The sequence below is a fragment of the Macromonas bipunctata genome, from assembly GCF_002837135.1.
GTDB classification, from domain to species: domain Bacteria; phylum Pseudomonadota; class Gammaproteobacteria; order Burkholderiales; family Burkholderiaceae_C; genus Macromonas_A; species Macromonas_A bipunctata.
Map to the genome: position 1 here is coordinate 19,708 of NZ_NWBQ01000078.1, position 16,667 is coordinate 36,374.

Consider the following 16,667-nt stretch of genomic DNA (forward strand, 5'->3'; position numbering starts at 1 on the left):
TTTCAGATGCAAAAGTTTACCCTCCTCCAGGGGCTGGTCGCCCCGATGGACCGCGAAAACGTCGATACCGACGCGATCATCCCCAAGCAGTTCCTCAAGTCAATCCGCAAGACCGGCTTTGGCCCGAACCTGTTTGACGAATGGCGCTATTTGGACGTGGGCCAGCCTGGCCAGGATCCGGCCAGCCGCCAGCCCAACCCGGATTTTGTGCTGAACCAGCCGCGCTACCAAGGCGCTTCTGTGCTGTTGGCGCGCAAGAACTTTGGCTGTGGCTCCAGCCGCGAGCACGCGCCGTGGGCGATTGAGCAGTATGGCTTTCGCGCCATCATCGCGCCCAGCTTTGCCGACATCTTCTTCAACAACTGCTTCAAGAACGGCCTGCTGCCCATCGTGTTGCCCGAGGCCACGGTGGCGCAACTGTTTGACGCAGTCCACGCCACCCCCGGCTACCAGCTCACCGTGGATTTGGAGCGCCAAGTCATCGTCAAGCCCAATGGCGAAGAGATCGCCTTTGAAGTCAATGCGTTTCGCAAGTACTGCCTGCTCAACGGGCTGGACGACATTGGCCTGACGCTGCGCTACCAGGACAAGATCCAAGCCTACGAGGCCGCGCGCTTGGCCAGCAAGCCTTGGCTGGCCCACACCCTGCAAGCCGCCTGAGGCCCAGGCCGTCCCCCGCGCAGGGTGGCGGCCTCCCTATTTGTTTGACCTGTTTTTGGGGCCGCTGCGGCGGCTGTTGACACCATGAAAATTGCAGTTCTCCCCGGTGATGGCATCGGCACCGAAATCGTGGCCGAAGCGGTCAAAGTTCTGAATGTGCTGGACTTGAAGCTGGAACTGGAACACGCGCTGGTGGGCGGAGCCGCCTACGAGGCGCACGGCCACCCGTTACCCGAATCGACCCTGAAGCTGGCGATGGAAGCCGATGCGGTGCTGTTTGGCGCGGTGGGCGACTGGAAGTACGACACACTGGACCGCCCGCTGCGCCCGGAACAGGCCATTTTGGGCCTGCGCAAGCACATGGGCCTGTTTGCCAACTTCCGCCCGGCCATCTGCTACGAACAACTGGTGGGGGCCTCCAGCCTGAAGCCCGAGCTGATTGCGGGTCTGGACATCCTCATCATCCGCGAACTGACCGGCGACATTTACTTCGGCCAGCCGCGTGGCCGCCGTGTGGCCACCGATGGCCATTTTCCGGGGGCCGAGGAAGCGTTTGACACCATGCGCTACTCACGCCCGGAGATTGAGCGCATTGCCCACGTGGCGTTCCAAGCCGCCCGCAAGCGCAACAAAAAAGTGACCAGCGTGGACAAGGCCAACGTGCTGGAAACGTTCCAGTTCTGGAAAGATGTGGTCACGCAAGTCCACAAGGAATACCCAGACGTGGCACTGGAGCACATGTACGTGGACAACGCGGCCATGCAACTGGTCAAGAAGCCCAAGGCCTTTGACGTGATCGTGACCGGCAACATGTTCGGTGACATCCTGAGCGACGAGGCTTCGATGTTGACCGGCTCCATCGGCATGCTGCCGTCGGCCAGCCTCAACGCCAAGGGCCAAGGCCTGTACGAACCCAGCCACGGCTCGGCCCCCGACATTGCGGGCAAGGGCATTGCCAACCCGCTGGCCACCATTTTGTCGGCGGCCATGATGTTGCGCTTCTCGCTGAACCAGCCGCAAGCGGCTGAGCGCATCGAGATTGCGGTGCAGTCGGTGCTGGCCCACGGCCTGCGCACCGCCGACATTTGGTCTGAAGGCACCAGCAAGGTCAGCACCAGCCAGATGGGCGACGCGGTGGTGGCGGCGTTGGGCCACCAGAAAATGACGGGCTGAAACGCCCTCCTCCTGTTGAACAACTTGTAAAGGCAATCGCAATGAGCAAAGTCGGTAATCTGGTCGGCCTGGTGGGCTGGCGTGGCATGGTGGGTTCGGTGCTGATGGACCGCATGGTCGCTGAAGGCGACTTCGACCACATCGAGCCCATTTTCTTCTCGACCTCCAACGCGGGCGGCAAGGCGCCGGCGCAGGCCAAGGCGCACAACACGCTCCAAGACGCGAACGACATCGCCGCGCTGGCCCAGTGCGACGTGATCATCACCTGCCAAGGCGGCGACTACACCAAGGAAGTGTTCCCCAAGCTGCGCGCTGCGGGCTGGAACGGCCACTGGATTGATGCCGCGTCGTCGCTGCGCATGGAGCAAGATGCCGTGATCGTGCTCGATCCGGTCAACGACGGCGTGATCCGCAAGGCGCTGGCCGCTGGTGGCAAAAACTGGATTGGTGGCAACTGCACCAATTCCATCCTGCTGATGGGCTTGGGCGGGCTGTTCCGCGAAGGGCTGGTGGAGTGGGTCAGCTCGATGACCTACCAGGCCGCGTCGGGCGGTGGTGCCAACCACATGCGCGAACTGCTCAAGGGCATGGGCGTGGTGCATGCGGCCGTGGCCGATGAGCTGGCCACCCCGGCTTCTGCGATTCTGGACATCGACCGCAAAGTGGCCAAAACCATCCGCGAGGACGTGCCGACCGAATACTTCGGCGCACCGCTGGCCGGTGGCCTGATTCCGTGGATCGACGTGCAACTGCCCAACGGCCAATCCAAGGAAGAATGGAAGGGCCAAGCCGAGGTCAACAAGATCCTGGGCACCGAAGCCACCATTCCGGTAGACGGCCTGTGCGTGCGCATTGGTGCCATGCGTTGCCACAGCCTGGCGCTGACCTTGAAGTTGAAGAAGGACCTGCCGCTGGAAGAGATCGAGGCCATCATCAAGGGCGGCAACCCGTGGGTGAAGTTCGTCGAGAACGACCGCGCCATCACCGTCAAGGAACTGACCCCGGCCGCCATCACAGGCGGGCTGGAAGTGGGCGTGGGCCGCGTGCGCAAGCTCAACATGGGCCCGGAGTACCTGTCGGCCTTTGTGATTGGCGACCAACTGCTGTGGGGCGCGGCCGAGCCGCTGCGCCGCATGTTGCGCATCCTGCTGGACGCGTAACGCTGGTGGGCACCTGACCACACACGCCGGGCACCTGCTCCGGCGTGTCGCGCCCGCGCCACGCTGCGCGGTTTTGCCGTGTTGGTGGCAGCGGTTTTGGTGGTAAGGTGTGATGTCGCTTTTTACAGCTTGAGGTCTTTGTGCAGCATTCCCCGTTCCTTTTGACGGCCCCGTCGCCTGTTCCGGTTTCCGTGGTCACAGCCAGATCACCGCGCTGGAACCTGGGCCATGTGGCCACGGCGGTGGCGTTGCTGGGCGTGCTGCACAGCCCGGGGGCTTGGGCGCTGGAGCTGGGCCGCGTGGCGGTGCAGTCGAGCTTGGGCGAGCCGCTGCAGGCGGAGCTGGAGATCACGCGCATCACCGCCGAGGAACGCCTCAGCCTGCAGATTGGCGTGGCGCCCGCCGCCCAGTTCCAGGCCGCCAACGTGGAGCGCAGCCCGGCGCTCAATGGTGTCAGGTTTGACGTAGTCCAGCGCCCCGATGGCCGCACTGTGGTGCGCATCAGCGGCAACCAGGCCGTCAACACGCCGTTTGTGGACTTGCTGGTGCAGGCGCAGTCGAGCAGCGGCACCTCGCAGCGCAGCTACACGCTGCTGTTTGATCCGCCCGACCTGCGCACGCCCGCCCCAGAACCCGTGCCAGCGGCCACCACACCAGCGCCCGCTGCCGGCGCCGCACCGCAGGCCACGGCGGCCCCCGCGCGCAATGCCGCCGCCCGGCCCGCCCCGCGCGGGGTGCGGGTGCGCGCTGGGGACACTGCCAGCGAACTGGCCAACGCGCGGCGCTACCGGGGCGTGTCGCTGGACCAGATGCTGGTGGGCATGCTGCGTGCCAACCCCAACGCCTTCATCGACAACAACATCAACCGCCTCAAGACCGGCGCGGTGCTGGACATGCCCAGCCGCGCCGATGTGGCCTCCATCAACCCCGACGAAGCCCGGCAACTGATTGCCGCGCAAAGCCGCGACTTCAACGAATTCCGCCGCCGCCTGGCCGGTGCGGCCCAGCCCCAGCAGGCCAACGCCGAGCGCCAGGCCAGCGGCCAGGTGCAGGCCGAGGTCAGCGAGCCCAAGACCGCCGCCGCGCCCACCGACAAGCTCACGCTGTCCAAGCCGACCGCGCCAGCCGCAGCGCCCACGCCCGAAGACCAGATCGCCGCCGACAAGGAACGCGCCGAACGCGAGGCGCGCGAGGCCGAGCTCAAACGCAACCTGCAAGAGCTGCAACAGATCGACCAGGCCAGCGCCGAGACCCCGACCGCAGCGCCCGAAGTGGCCCCGCCCGCGCCAGAAGTGGAAGTGCCCGAGACGCCCAGCATCGTGCCGCCACTGCCCGCCGTGGTGCCACTGCCCGAACCCACAGAGCCACCCACCCCGGCCCCCACCCCCGAGCCCGAGAGCCTGCTGAGCAACCCCTGGCTGCTGGGCGGTGCCGGTGGCCTGGCCGCTGCGGCGCTGGGTGGGCTGGCGTTCTGGCGCTGGCGCCAGCGCAAGCAGGCCCAGCCCGCCGAGGAAGCCACGCCCTTTGCCGCCGCGCTGGCCGCCGCCACGCCACCCACCCTGCTGGCCACGGTGGACGACGACGAACCGCCCGCCGACACCGAAGCCCCCACAGAGGCGCAGACCCCCGCACCAACCGAGCCACCTGTCACCGAGCCGCCACCGCCCGAGCCGGTCGATCCGGTGGCCGAGGCCGACGTCTTCCTCAGCTACGGCCGCGACCGCCAGGCCGAGGAAATCCTGCTCGAAGCCCTGCGCACCGAACCCGACCGGCTGGCGATCTACCACAAGCTGCTGGAGATCCAGGCCCAGCGCGGCGACCAGAGCGCCTTCGAGGCCCTGGCCAAGGACGTGTACGCCCTGACGCAAGGCAATGGCCCCGACTGGGAGATTGCGCGCGAGATGGGCTACGCGCTCGACCCCGACAACCCGCTCTACCGCAGCCAGGACGCCGCCGCTGCGCTGGCCGCCAAGGCCGCCGCCGACGCTGCGGCCCGCGCCGCCGAGGAAGCCGCCACCCCGCCCGCGCTGGACTTCGACCTCAACCTGCCTCCGGCGGCCGAACCCGCCGCCGACAGCGCCGCCAGCGACTTCGATTTCGACTTTGACGACCCCAGCCTGAACCCGGCCCCAGCCACCGCCCCCCCGCTGGCCAGCGACGACGACCCGTTCAACCTGGGCCTGGACGACACCCCCGCGCCCACCGTGGCCCCGGCGCCCGCCGCCGCCGACCCGATGGACTTCGACTTCGACCTCGACGCCGGACTGCCCGAGCCCACCGCCTCGCCCAACGACATCGGCCTGGACTTCAACACCGAACCCGCCACGCCCGCACCCACCGAGCCCGCGCCCGAGGCCAACTTCGACGAGCTGCCCGACCTGGAAGACCTCGAGAACGCCCCGGCGGGCCCGAATCCGCTGGAGACCAAGCTGTCGCTGGCGCAGGAATTTGAAGCCATCGGCGACGAGGAAGGTGCGCGTTCGCTGGCCGAGGAAGTGGCCAAGGAAGCCACTGGCGACCTGCAAGCGCGCGCACAGGCCTTCCTGGCCCGATTGGTGTGAGAATCGCGCTCGGCGTCAGCTACCTGGGCAGCGCCTACCACGGCTGGCAAAGCCAGCCCGACGGCAAGACGGTGCAAGACCGGCTGGAGCGCGCGCTGGCCCAGTTTGCCGATGTGGACAACATCCACACCCTGTGCGCAGGCCGCACCGACGCGGGCGTGCATGGCCTGGGGCAGGTGGTGCATTTCGACACCGACATCACGCGCGCCATGAACTCCTGGGTGCGCGGCACCAACCGCTACCTGCCACTGGACGTGGCGGTGCAATGGGCGCGCGAGGTGCCCACCGAGTTCCATTCCCGCGCCAGCGCCACCGCACGGCGCTACAGCTACATCGTGCTCGAATCGCCGGTGCGGCCCAGCCTGGAAGCGGGCCGGGTTGGCTGGGTGTTCCGGCCACTGGACTTGGCCGCCATGCAAGCCGGCGCGCAGCACCTGCTGGGCGAACACGACTTCAGCTCCTTCCGCGCCGCGCAGTGCCAGGCCTTGAGCCCGGTCAAGCACATGCACCGCATCAGCATCCGCCGCCACGGTGCGTACTGGCGCTTCGACTTCGAGGCCAACGCCTTCCTGCACCACATGATCCGCAACCTGATGGGCTGCCTGCTGCTGGTGGGCCAGGGCCTGCGCCCGCCCGGCTGGATGGCCGAGGTGCTGGCCGCCCGCAGCCGCGACGCCGCCGCGCCCACCTTTGCCCCCGACGGGCTGTATTTCGTCGGCCCGGTGTACGATGCCCGCTGGGGCCTGCCCGACGCCATGCCCGGCCTGGACTGGCTGCCCGCCTGACAGCACCAGCACCAGCACCAGCGCCGCCGCCCCGGCCACGCCCTTTGCCTTCTGCCCGCCTGTTGTTGTGCCCGCCCCCTGTCCCGCTGTATGCCCTCCTCTTCCCACCCCCTGCCGCACCGCACCCGCATCAAAATCTGTGGCCTGACGCGCGAGGCCGACGTGCAAGCGGCGGTACAGGCCGGGGCCGACGCCATCGGTTTTGTGCTGTACGCCCCCAGCCCACGCGCGGTCACGCCGGTGCGGGCGGCGGAGCTGGCGCGGCTGCTGCCCCCCTTCGTCACGCCGGTGCTGCTGTTCGTCAACGCCAGCCTGGCCGAGGTGCAAGCGGGCCTGCACGCCGTGCCCAACGCGCTGCTGCAGTTCCACGGCGACGAAACCCCGGCCCAGTGCGCCACCCTGGCACAGGGCCACCCCTACGTGCGCGCCGCCCGTGTACCGCTGGGCGATGCCGCACGCGGCTTTGACCTCCTACAATACGCCCGGGATTTCAGCCATGCGCAAGCCATCTTGCTGGACGCCCAGGTTCAGGGCTACGGCGGCGGCGGACACGCCTTCGACTGGAGCGCCTTTGACTGGTCGCACCCGCAGCTCAGCGCCAGCACCCGGCTGGTGTTGTCCGGCGGGTTGACCCCTGCGAACGTGAGCGCAGGCATCCGTCTGGTGCGTCCGTGGGCGGTGGATGTGAGTTCGGGCGTGGAAAGTGCCAAAGGCATCAAACACCCGGAGCTGATCGACCGTTTTGTGGCGGCGGTGCGTCAGGCCGATGCGCTGTGATCCGCCAAGAGTGCCATCATCCCTTCCCCTGTTTCAGCGTGAGTGCTGCAGTGGGCTCCACCGTGCGTGTGGCGCTCCTGCAGCGTTGACCCACCCCTAGTGAAAGTGCGAACCATGTTCGAATACCACCAACCCGACACCCGTGGCCACTTTGGCCCCTACGGCGGCAGCTTCATCAGCGAGACGCTGACCCACGCCATCCAGGAGCTCAAGGACGCCTACGCCAAGTACCAGCACGATCCGGCGTTTCTGGCCGAGTTCAAGTACGAGCTCAAGCACTTTGTGGGCCGCCCCAGCCCCATTTACCACGCCGCACGCACCAGCCGCGAGATGGGCGGCGCACAGATTTTTTTGAAGCGCGAAGACCTCAACCACACCGGCGCGCACAAGATCAACAACGTGATCGGCCAAGCGATGCTGGCCAAGCGCATGGGCAAGCCGCGCATCATTGCCGAAACCGGCGCGGGCCAGCACGGCGTGGCCACCGCCACCATCTGTGCGCGCTATGGGCTGGAGTGCATCGTCTACATGGGTGCCGAGGACGTGAAACGCCAAAGCCCCAACGTGTACCGCATGAAGCTGCTGGGCGCGACCGTGGTGCCGGTCGAATCCGGCAGCAAGACGCTCAAAGACGCGCTCAACGAGGCCATGCGCGACTGGGTCACCAACGTCGAGAACACCTTCTACATCATCGGCACCGTGGCTGGGCCGCACCCCTACCCCATGATGGTGCGCGACTTCCAAAGCGTGATTGGCGAGGAGTGCCTCAAGCAAATGCCCGAGATGCTCGAAGACCTGCGCCTGCCCGGCAACGGCACCGAACTGCAACCCGATGCGGTGGTGGCCTGCGTGGGCGGTGGCAGCAACGCCATGGGCATTTTCTACCCCTACATCGCGCACGATGCCACGCGCCTGATTGGCGTGGAAGCCGCCGGTGAAGGGCTGGACAGCGGCAAGCACTCAGCCTCGCTGCAACTGGGCCAGCCTGGTGTGCTGCACGGCAACCGCACCTACATTCTGCAAGACGACAACGGCCAGATCACCGAAACCCACAGCGTCAGCGCCGGGCTGGATTACCCCGGTGTCGGCCCGGAACACGCCTACCTGAAGGACATTGGCCGCGCCGAATACGTCGGCATCACCGACACCGAGGCGCTGGAAGCGTTCCACTACCTGTGCCGCACCGAAGGCATCATCCCGGCGCTGGAATCGAGCCATGCGCTGGCCTACGCCATGAAGCTGGCCAAGACCATGCGCCCCGACCAGACCATCCTGGTCAACCTGTCGGGCCGGGGCGACAAGGACATTGGCACCGTGGCCGACCTGTCGCAAGCCGACTTTTACTGCCGCCCAAGCTGCCGGGGCCAGTCCGTCAAGGGCGGTACCGAGCAACCCATCACCCTGATTAAACCCTGAAAGCGCACCGCCATGAGCCGCATTGAACCCACGTTGCAAGCGTTGCAGGCCCAGGGCCGCAAGGCGCTGATTCCCTACGTGACCGCTGGTTTTCCGTTTGCCGACATCACGCCTGAGCTGATGCACGCGATGGTGGCCGCCGGTGCCGATATCATCGAGCTGGGCGTGCCGTTTTCCGACCCGATGGCCGACGGCCCGGTAATCCAGAAGGCGGGCGAGAAGGCCCTGGCCTGTGGCATTGGCATGGCGCAGGTGCTGGACATGGTGCGCACCTTCCGCCAGACCAACGCCACCACCCCCGTGGTGTTGATGGGCTACGCCAACCCGGTGGAACGCTACGAGCTCAAGCATGGCCCGCACAGTTTTGCCCGCGATGCAGCCGCTGCTGGCGTGGATGGTGTGTTGATCGTGGACTACCCGCCCGAGGAGTGCGAAGCGTTTGCCGCCAACCTCAAGGCGCACGGGCTGGACTTGATCTTTCTGCTGGCCCCCACCAGCAGCGACGAACGCATGGCGCAGGTCGGGCGCATCGCCAGCGGCTACGTGTACTACGTCTCGCTCAAGGGCGTGACGGGCGCAGGCCACTTGGACACCGCAGCGGTCGAGGCCATGCTGCCGCGCATCCGCCAACACGTGCAAACCCCTGTTGGCGTGGGCTTTGGCATCCGCGATGCGGCCACCGCCTGCGCCGTGGGCCGCAGTGCCGACGCGGTGGTGATCGGCACCAAAATCATCCAATTGATTGAGAACGCACCGCGTGAACAAGTGGCGGCGGTGGCGGGTGAGTTCCTGCACGGCATCCGTCAGGCACTGGACGCTCTGCGCGCATAATCGCGCCTTCCCGAATTCAAGGCAAGGAAACACAGCATGTCGTGGTTGGAAAAACTGCTGCCCCCCAAAATCTCGCCCTCGGACCCCAGTGCCCGCCGCACCATCCCGGAAGGGTTGTGGATCAAGTGCCCGAGTTGCGACGCGGTGCTGTACAAGACCGATCTGGAAAACAACCAGAACGTGTGCCCGCATTGCGCCCACCACCACCGCATAGGCGCGCGCGCACGCCTCAACGTGTTTCTGGACGGTGAGAACCGCGTCGAAATCGGGCAAGAAGTGCAGCCGCTCGATGCGCTCAAGTTCAAGGACAGCCGCAAGTACCCCGAACGCCTGAAAGAAGCGCACGAGACCACCCACGAAACCGATGCCCTGGTGGTCATGGCGGGCAGCGTCCACAGCGTGCCGCTGGTGGTGGCGTGCTTCGAGTTTGACTTCATGGGCGGCTCGATGGGCAGCGTGGTGGGCGAACGCTTTGTGCGCGGGGTGGAACACGCCATCGCGCACAACCTGCCGTTTCTGTGCTTCACCGCCACCGGTGGCGCACGCATGCAGGAAGGCCTGCTGAGCCTGATGCAGATGGCCAAAACCAACGCGGCCCTGACGCGCTTGGCCAAGCGGGGCTTGCCCTACATCAGCGTGCTGACCGACCCGACCATGGGCGGTGTGTCCGCCGGGTTTGCCTTTGTGGGCGATGTGGTGATTGCAGAACCCAAGGCCTTGATCGGCTTTGCCGGGCCACGTGTGATTGAAAACACCGTGCGCGTCAAGCTGCCTGAAGGCTTCCAGCGCGCCGAATTCCTGCAAACAAAAGGCGCGGTCGATTTCATCTGCGACCGGCGCGAATTGCGCCATACCGTGGCCAATGTGCTGGCCATGCTGCAACGCCAAAGCGCCGACGTGGTGGCATAAAACGCCCCACACACCGCGCCGTCAGGGCAGCAGGCCCAGCGCGTGTATGTAACGCGGCTCACACATCAGATCGTCCCACGGCTGGGCGGGCATGGTGGGCAGCAAGGCCAGGCGGCGTTGTTCGCTGGCGGTGCTGGGCCGCCACTGGTGCTTGAGCAAGGCTTCGGTCATGCCGTCCAGCCACGCCTCCAGCGGGGCACCGTCGTCCACCAGCGACTGGTTGCACAGCAACACCATGTCGCAACCCGCTTGCAGCGCGGCCACAGCGGCCTCGGTCGGGCTGACGGTACGGCCCTCGATCTGGCGTGCCCCGGCCATACTCAGGTCGTCGCTGAACACCGCGCCTTGGAACCCCAGCTCGCGGCGCAGGATGTCTTGCAACCAGCGCGCTGAAAAGCCCGCTGGGCGGTTGTCCACCTGCGGGTAAATGACGTGTGCGGGCATCACACTGCTGAGGCTGGCGCTCAACCAGCCGTACGGGGCCGCGTCATCGGCCAATAGGGTGGCCAGCGGGCGTTCGTCCACCGGCACATCCACGTGCGAATCGGCCACCGCATAGCCGTGCCCCGGAAAGTGCTTGCCGCAGTTGGCCATGCCCGCCTGGCGCAAACCGTGCAGCAGGGCTTGCGCCAACAACGTGACCATGCGGGCATCGCGGGCAAAGGCACGGTCGCCGATCACACCGCTGCCGCCGTGGTCCAAATCCAGCACGGGGGCAAAGCTGAAGTCCACCCCGCAAGCACGCAACTCGGCCCCCAACACGTAACCGGTGGCGGTAGCGGCGTTGCAAGCACGCAACGCGGCTGCGCCAGTGTCGGCCCCTTCGCCCGTAAGCCACAGCTCGCCCAAGGCGCGCATGGGTGGCAGGTGGGTAAAGCCATCGGTTTTGAAGCGTTGTACGCGCCCGCCTTCGTGATCTACGCAGATCAGCGCATCGGGCCGCACTTTTTTGATCTTGCGGCACAGTTTGGTCAGTTGCTGGCGGTCGCTCCAGTTGCGACCAAACAGAATCACGCCGCCCACCAGCGGGTGGCGCAGGCGTTGTTTGTCGGTCTTGGTCAGGGTGGTACCGGCAATGTCGATGATGAGGGGAGCGTGTGGGGTCATGCGCAAAGTGTGCCACACCGGGTAACGGCGTAGCCCGCACGGCGTTGCGGCTATTCTGGCGGGAGTATGCTTGCGGCTATGAACACGCCCGCCTCCTTGCCCCCGACCCTTCCAGACACTTGGGCCACCCGCCTGAACCGCTGGCTGCTGCCCGCGTGGTGCAAGGGCGTGTTGTGGTTGCTGTGCGCGCTGCCAGCGTTGCACTGGGGCTGGCTGCACCGGCAAGGCGCGTTGGAGGTGGCCGCGCTGGTGCGCGACAGCGGCTTGTGGGCCACACACCTTTTGCTGGCCACCTTGAGCATCACACCGTTGCGGCACAGAGCGGGGTTGCACAGCCTGTTGCGCTGGCGGCGCAGTTTGGGGCTGGCGGCATTTGCGTACGCGCTGTTGCACCTGCTGGCGTATGCGGGGCTGGACCGGTTTTGGCTGTGGAGCGAAATCCGGCACGATTTTGCCACCAGCCCCATGCCTGCGCTGGGGTTGGCCGCTGGGGTGCTGATGCTGCCGCTGGCCTTGACGGCCTCCAACTGGGCCGTGCGGTGGCTGCAAGGCCCACTGTGGAACAAGCTGCACCAACTGGTTTATGCGGTGGCCTTGCTGGCCGTGCTGCATGAAGTCTGGGCAGGCTGGGCGGCCCAACGCTACGGTTGGATGCTGCTGCACGCCGCCTGGCTGGCCGCCGTGCTGGGCTGGCGTTTGCACGCCAAGGCTCACACCCCACCACCACCCGCCACCGGGCTGTGGCAAGGCCAAGGTGTGGCGGACAACTGGTGCAGCAACAGCGCCAGCGGCAAGTCACGCAACAGCGGCTGCGGTTGCCACTGATTCAGGCGGCGGGCAGGCTGTAGCCCTGCAAACGCTGGCGGAAGGTGTCGGGGATGGGCGTGGCACGCTTGGTGGCAGGGTCGATAAACACCATGCCCAGCTTGCCACGGGCCACCTCGCGTGCGGTAGTGGCCTCGCTCAGGCGGAACACCAGATCGAAGCCGTAACGGCTGGCATCGTCGGGCAACAACTCGATGCGCAGGGTTTCGCCGTAGAAGGCTTCACTCACGTACTGCACCACCACATCGCCCACGGCAACGGTCATGCCGTCCAAATCGAGTTCATTGGCGTAGCCCAAGGCGCGAAAGAAACGCACCCGCCCCTCCGACACCAGACCCAACAAACGGGCGTTGTCCAAGTGGTGGCCGTGGTTGATGTGGCCGATGTACACCTGCACTTCGGTCGAAAACGTGAAGCGTTGCGGCAGTTGAAACTGGATGCGGGCCATACCGGGTCACTCCTGTGCGGGCAGCGCCAGCTCGGCCAGCCGCAATGCGCCCTCAAAACTGCGCGCCCCGGCAATAAAGCATTTGAGGTGGCAGAACACGCTGTCGGGCACGCTCGTCACGGCGGCCAGTTCCTGCTCGCGCAACCCGGCCCAGGCTTGCGGCAAATCCATGCGGGCCTGGAAGGAACCAGCCTCCACCGGCACGGTCTTGAGCTGGTACTGCTGACCGTCGGAATCGGGGTACAGCACCAGCAGCACCTCCGGCATTTCCTCCACCACCACGCGCGTCCAAGGCATGCCGCCTTGGCTCAGGTGCAGCACCCGCCCCCCCAGCAAGCGCGGGGCTTGACGCACAATCTCCACCGCACGCAGTTGCGCGATCTTCTTGACGATGGCTTGGTCCAAAAACGCACGCACGATGGCGATGGCGTGGCGAAAACGCTCTTCCTGCAACTGGGCCTTGGCCACCGTGTCCAGCCCTTGTTCCTCGATCCAGCTGGTGTTGAGCTGGGCCACCAGCGCCGACAGGCCAAAAATGCCCGCCGCCACTTCGTGCTGGCCGGTATCCACCATGTCGAGGTACTGCACCAGCGAGTGGTCGATGGCCTCCACCACCTCTTGCACCGCCGCAGCGTTCAATTCGAACCCACGCGCTTGCGCCACCGCTTGCACATAAGCGGCACCGTGGGCCGTCCAGACCAGGCCCGCGCTGGCGTAACCCACCGCTGGCTGTTCCACACCATTGACGGTACGTGCTGGGCGCTCACCGTCAAAACCGCGCTGGTGGTGGTCAAAACGGCCACGCGCCACGTCCCATTCCCCGCCCACGTCCACGGCAAAGTCGGCTTGGGCAATGGTGGGTTCGTGGCGGGTGCGGGTCAGCGTGTGTTCGGGGAACACACCCATCAGCACACCCACGCCAAACACGTCGTCGGCGTGGAAACTGCCGCTGTGGGTCGCAATGGTGGTCGGTTGGATCATGGCCATACAGAAAAAAGGATAAAAAAAGTGACAGCCACACGGCTGGCAGCGTGGAACACGTTTCAGGAACGGGCGGGCAAAGGTGGCGCGCGGTACACCAGCACTTTGAGCGCGCGCTCGGGCGACACATCCGCAAACACCGGCGGATTGGGCAGACGCTCGATGAACGTCAACTCAGGGGCCAGTGTCTGCATCTGGTCTTGTAGAAAGGCGGTATCCAACTCGGGCGCATTGAGGCACAGCAAGGCGTGAGCATCTGGTGCCAGCAAATCGGGCAGACGGTGCATCAGGCGTGCGTAGTCCTTGGTCGCCACAAAGCTGCCTTTTTGGTAACTGGGCGGATCCACGATGATGAGGTCGTACGGCCCGATGCGGCTGATTTTGCCCCAAGTGCTGAAGATGTCGTGCGCCATAAAGCTGGCCCCCTGCGCCAAGCCATTGAGGGCGTGGTTCTGCTGACCGGTGGCCAAGGCGGGCTGGCTCATGTCCACGTTGAGCACCTGCCGCGCCCCGGCGTGCAGCGCCACCACCGAAAACGCGCAGGTGTAGGCAAACAGGTTGAGCACTTTGCCCACGCGCTGGCTGGCCACGTGCTCATGCACCCATTGCCGCCCACGCGCCATGTCCAGGAAAAAACCGTGGTTCTGGCCCTTGAGCACATGCACCCGAAAGCGCAGCCCCGCTTCGGTGACGACGTGCGGGTCGGGCACGCTGCCCGCCATCAACCGGGTCTCGGGCGTGCCGGGGTGGCGGCACTGGAACACCCAATTCAACGCTGCGCCCGGGGCCAGCGTTTGCCAGCGTTGTGCCAACGCGGCCTGTACGGTGGCCAACTCTTCCTCGGTGGCAGGGCCAAAGCTGGTCAGCACCCACACCGGGGCAAAAAAATCCAGCGTCCAGCGTTCGCAACCTGGGTACACACCGCCCCGCCCATGAAAGATGCGTTGCGCATCGGCCTGCGCGGGATCGAACGACGCACCGGCAATGGCATCCAAAAGAGCTTGCATAGGTTGGTTAAACATCCTAAAAAACGGAAAAAAGAACAGCAGTGACCGATCCGCACCGGCTCAAGCACGGCGCACCCGCCACCCCACCACGGCCACCGCAGCGGCCAACGCCTGCACAGCCATCATCGCACACACGGCACCCGGCCAATGCCAGCTCTCGTACGCCAACCCCGCCGCCAACGCACCCACAGCACCGCCAGCGTAATAGCACATGTTGTACAGCCCGGTGGCCAATGAACGGCCCTCGTTCACATGCTGTGCCACAAAACCGATGGCACACGTCTGGCACACGAACACACCGCAAGAACACAGCGCCAACCCCAGCATCACCACCCACACAGCGGGGGCGAGCGTCAACCACAAACCGCCGGAGGACAGCGCCAGCGCACACAGCAACAAACGCAGCAAACCGACACGCTGGATCCAGCGCCCAGCCAGTGGCGTGACCACCACCCCCAACAAATACACACTGAACACATTGGCCAGATCCGCTGCCGACAGCGCAAACGGTGGTTCCGCCAAGTACAGGTTGACGTACGTGAACGTGCCCACCAGCGAGAACAGCACACAAAACCCCACCGCCCAAGCCGCCCACAGTGTGCGGTTGCGCACGTGCCCACGCAGCACCGCCCACGCAGCCGCACGGTTGCGGCTGGCCACAAAATGGCGCGAAGGTGGCAAGCGCCACGCCACCCACAACGCCCCAGCCAGTGTCAGGCCCGCCAACAACCAAAAAGCACCGGGCCAGCCCCACCATTCGGCGGCATGTCCGGCCAAAAAACGCCCCGAAAATCCGCCCATGACGCTGCCCGCCACGTAGGTACTGATCATGCGCGCCACCCCGCCGGACGGCTGGAACTCCTCGGCCACATACGCCATCAGCACCACGACAATGCCGGGCACCGCCAGCCCTTGCAAAAAACGCAGCGCCACCACGGCATTCAGGCTGTGCGCCAGCGGAATCAGCGCCGTGGGCACCACCATCGCCAGCATGGAACCGACCATGAGGCCCTTGCGCCCCCAAGCGTCCGACACCATGCCCATCACCGGCGACAACAGCGCCACCGCCAAAATGGTGGCCCCCACCGTCAAGCCCGCTTGCACGGGCGTGGCGGCAAAGTCGGCCACCAGCAACGGCAACACCGATTGCATCGCATACACGTTCATGAACGCCACAAACCCCATCAGCCACACCGTGGGGCGTGAGGCCAGTGCGCGGCCTGGCGTGGGTGTGGTGGGTGTGATAACAGTCATGCACAACAGGGCTAAAAAAACAGCGCGCATCGTACCCGAGAAGCTACCCCAACACCCACCCCACCCCTGGCGGGATAATCCACCCCATGCAACCCGTCTTGACCCTCGATTTTGTTTCCGACATCTCCTGCCCGTGGTGCGCCATCGGGCTGTCCACGCTGCTGACGGCGCTGGAGCGTCTGCCGCCCCAGCTGGCGGTGGCGCTGCAATGCCAACCGTTCGAGCTGGTGCCCGATGCCCCGCCCGGCGGGCAAGACCTGGGCGAACTGCTGGCCCAACGGTACGGTTCCACCCCAGAACAACAAGCCAAGGCCTACGCCATGCTGCGCCAACGCGGGGCCGAAGTGGGTTTTGAGTTCCACCCCGACCCACGCCCCAAGGTGTACAACACGCTCAACGCCCACCGCTTGTTGCACTGGGCCGGACTGGAACACCCAGAACGCCAGTTGGCCCTCAAGCTGGCACTGCTGCAAGCCTGCCACCGCGACCAATTGCCACTGGATGCCGACGACGTGCTGCTGGCCGCCGTGGACAGCGCCGGATTGGACCGCGAACGTGCCATCGACATTCTGGCATCCGACACCTTTGCCCACGAAGTGCGGCAAGAGGAAGCCCTCTACCAGCAAGCGGGCGTGCGCTCCGTGCCCACGCTGGTGGTGAACCAGCGTTTCGTCATCGCTGGCAGCCAGCCGCCGGAAGTGCTGGAGCAAGCCCTGCGCCAGATCGCCAACGAAGCCACACCCCCAGCCAACACGGTGCATTGAGGACGGGTG

General features: G+C 65.8%; 16 protein-coding genes. 11 read left to right on the forward strand and 5 right to left on the reverse strand.

The genetic code is table 11. The features are described from left to right. Nucleotides 1–6 precede the first annotated feature (6 nt). From leuD to accD, 9 genes are all read left to right on the forward strand, one after another. Nucleotides 7–660 (forward strand): 3-isopropylmalate dehydratase small subunit, encoded by a 654-nt coding sequence (leuD, locus tag CON76_RS11010; RefSeq protein ID WP_101103395.1) that lies wholly within the window; start codon nucleotides 7–9, stop codon nucleotides 658–660. A gap of 84 nt (nucleotides 661–744) precedes the next feature. Then, nucleotides 745–1,833, forward strand: a complete 1,089-nt coding sequence (gene leuB, locus CON76_RS11015; protein WP_101103396.1) for a 3-isopropylmalate dehydrogenase — start codon at nucleotides 745–747, stop codon at nucleotides 1,831–1,833. Nucleotides 1,834–1,874: 41 nt separating this feature from the next. After that, nucleotides 1,875–2,993: an aspartate-semialdehyde dehydrogenase gene (asd, locus tag CON76_RS11020; protein WP_101103397.1), complete on the forward strand. Its 1,119-nt coding sequence runs from the start codon at nucleotides 1,875–1,877 to the stop codon at nucleotides 2,991–2,993. A 191-nt stretch (nucleotides 2,994–3,184) separates the two neighbouring features. Then, nucleotides 3,185–5,554: a motility hub landmark protein FimV gene (locus tag CON76_RS11025; RefSeq protein WP_145995431.1), complete on the forward strand. Its 2,370-nt coding sequence runs from the start codon at nucleotides 3,185–3,187 to the stop codon at nucleotides 5,552–5,554. Further along, the gene (gene truA, locus CON76_RS11030) at nucleotides 5,551–6,339 is read left to right on the forward strand and encodes a tRNA pseudouridine(38-40) synthase TruA (RefSeq protein WP_101103399.1); all 789 of its coding nucleotides are present in this window, start codon (nucleotides 5,551–5,553) and stop codon (nucleotides 6,337–6,339) included. The genes CON76_RS11025 and truA overlap by 4 nt, the downstream gene beginning before the upstream one ends. Before the next feature lie 90 nt (nucleotides 6,340–6,429). Beyond that, on the forward strand, nucleotides 6,430–7,116 hold the full coding sequence (locus CON76_RS11035) for a phosphoribosylanthranilate isomerase (protein WP_101103400.1): 687 nt from the start codon (nucleotides 6,430–6,432) through the stop codon (nucleotides 7,114–7,116). 114 nt (nucleotides 7,117–7,230) lie between these two features. Next, entirely contained in the window at nucleotides 7,231–8,532 is a 1,302-nt protein-coding gene (gene trpB / locus CON76_RS11040) for a tryptophan synthase subunit beta (RefSeq protein WP_101103401.1), read from the forward strand. A gap of 12 nt (nucleotides 8,533–8,544) precedes the next feature. After that, entirely contained in the window at nucleotides 8,545–9,363 is an 819-nt protein-coding gene (gene trpA, locus CON76_RS11045; protein ID WP_101103402.1) for a tryptophan synthase subunit alpha, read from the forward strand. Between the two features lie 36 nt (nucleotides 9,364–9,399). Beyond that, complete coding sequence (gene accD / locus CON76_RS11050; RefSeq protein WP_101103403.1) at nucleotides 9,400–10,272, forward strand: acetyl-CoA carboxylase, carboxyltransferase subunit beta; 873 nt, start codon at nucleotides 9,400–9,402, stop codon at nucleotides 10,270–10,272. Between the two features lie 21 nt (nucleotides 10,273–10,293). On the opposite strand, the gene nagZ is transcribed toward accD, so the two are convergent. After that, nucleotides 10,294–11,379: a beta-N-acetylhexosaminidase gene (gene nagZ, locus CON76_RS11055; RefSeq protein ID WP_101103404.1), complete on the reverse strand. Its 1,086-nt coding sequence runs from the start codon at nucleotides 11,377–11,379 to the stop codon at nucleotides 10,294–10,296. 78 nt (nucleotides 11,380–11,457) lie between these two features. Between nagZ and CON76_RS11060 the strand changes: the two genes are divergently transcribed. Beyond that, complete coding sequence (locus CON76_RS11060; RefSeq protein ID WP_169929048.1) at nucleotides 11,458–12,204, forward strand: protein-methionine-sulfoxide reductase heme-binding subunit MsrQ; 747 nt, start codon at nucleotides 11,458–11,460, stop codon at nucleotides 12,202–12,204. A 1-nt stretch (nucleotide 12,205) separates the two neighbouring features. On the opposite strand, the gene CON76_RS11065 is transcribed toward CON76_RS11060, so the two are convergent. From CON76_RS11065 to CON76_RS11080, 4 genes are read right to left on the reverse strand one after another with little or no spacing between them, the layout of a single operon-like run. Further along, on the reverse strand, nucleotides 12,206–12,652 hold the full coding sequence (locus tag CON76_RS11065) for an acyl-CoA thioesterase (RefSeq protein ID WP_101103406.1): 447 nt from the start codon (nucleotides 12,650–12,652) through the stop codon (nucleotides 12,206–12,208). 6 nt (nucleotides 12,653–12,658) lie between these two features. Next, nucleotides 12,659–13,639, reverse strand: a complete 981-nt coding sequence (locus CON76_RS11070) for an MYG1 family protein (protein WP_240592844.1) — start codon at nucleotides 13,637–13,639, stop codon at nucleotides 12,659–12,661. A gap of 56 nt (nucleotides 13,640–13,695) precedes the next feature. After that, on the reverse strand, nucleotides 13,696–14,640 hold the full coding sequence (locus CON76_RS11075; RefSeq protein WP_101103407.1) for a class I SAM-dependent methyltransferase: 945 nt from the start codon (nucleotides 14,638–14,640) through the stop codon (nucleotides 13,696–13,698). A gap of 60 nt (nucleotides 14,641–14,700) precedes the next feature. Then, nucleotides 14,701–15,894 carry an MFS transporter gene (locus CON76_RS11080; RefSeq protein WP_101103408.1) on the reverse strand — a complete coding sequence of 398 codons (1,194 nt, stop codon included), beginning with the start codon at nucleotides 15,892–15,894 and terminating at the stop codon, nucleotides 14,701–14,703. Nucleotides 15,895–15,980: 86 nt separating this feature from the next. Here CON76_RS11080 and CON76_RS11085 point away from each other — a divergent pair, with 86 nt between their 5' ends. Continuing rightward, nucleotides 15,981–16,658, forward strand: a complete 678-nt coding sequence (locus tag CON76_RS11085) for a DsbA family oxidoreductase (protein WP_101103409.1) — start codon at nucleotides 15,981–15,983, stop codon at nucleotides 16,656–16,658. Nucleotides 16,659–16,667: the final 9 nt, after the last annotated feature.

Excerpts from the sequence above, each read along its gene's own strand:
- leuD (WP_101103395.1), top strand. The coding sequence starts at position 7 with ATGCAAAAGTTTACCCTCCTCCAGGGGCTGGTCGCCCCGATGGACCGC.
- leuB (WP_101103396.1), top strand. The coding sequence starts at position 745 with ATGAAAATTGCAGTTCTCCCCGGTGATGGCATCGGCACCGAAATCGTG.
- asd (WP_101103397.1), top strand. The coding sequence starts at position 1,875 with ATGAGCAAAGTCGGTAATCTGGTCGGCCTGGTGGGCTGGCGTGGCATG.
- CON76_RS11035 (WP_101103400.1), top strand. The coding sequence starts at position 6,430 with ATGCCCTCCTCTTCCCACCCCCTGCCGCACCGCACCCGCATCAAAATC.
- trpB (WP_101103401.1), top strand. The coding sequence starts at position 7,231 with ATGTTCGAATACCACCAACCCGACACCCGTGGCCACTTTGGCCCCTAC.
- trpA (WP_101103402.1), top strand. The coding sequence starts at position 8,545 with ATGAGCCGCATTGAACCCACGTTGCAAGCGTTGCAGGCCCAGGGCCGC.
- accD (WP_101103403.1), top strand. The coding sequence starts at position 9,400 with ATGTCGTGGTTGGAAAAACTGCTGCCCCCCAAAATCTCGCCCTCGGAC.
- nagZ (WP_101103404.1), bottom strand. The coding sequence starts at position 11,379 with ATGACCCCACACGCTCCCCTCATCATCGACATTGCCGGTACCACCCTG.
- CON76_RS11060 (WP_169929048.1), top strand. The coding sequence starts at position 11,458 with ATGAACACGCCCGCCTCCTTGCCCCCGACCCTTCCAGACACTTGGGCC.
- CON76_RS11065 (WP_101103406.1), bottom strand. The coding sequence starts at position 12,652 with ATGGCCCGCATCCAGTTTCAACTGCCGCAACGCTTCACGTTTTCGACC.
- CON76_RS11070 (WP_240592844.1), bottom strand. The coding sequence starts at position 13,639 with ATGGCCATGATCCAACCGACCACCATTGCGACCCACAGCGGCAGTTTC.
- CON76_RS11075 (WP_101103407.1), bottom strand. The coding sequence starts at position 14,640 with ATGCAAGCTCTTTTGGATGCCATTGCCGGTGCGTCGTTCGATCCCGCG.
- CON76_RS11080 (WP_101103408.1), bottom strand. The coding sequence starts at position 15,894 with ATGACTGTTATCACACCCACCACACCCACGCCAGGCCGCGCACTGGCC.
- CON76_RS11085 (WP_101103409.1), top strand. The coding sequence starts at position 15,981 with ATGCAACCCGTCTTGACCCTCGATTTTGTTTCCGACATCTCCTGCCCG.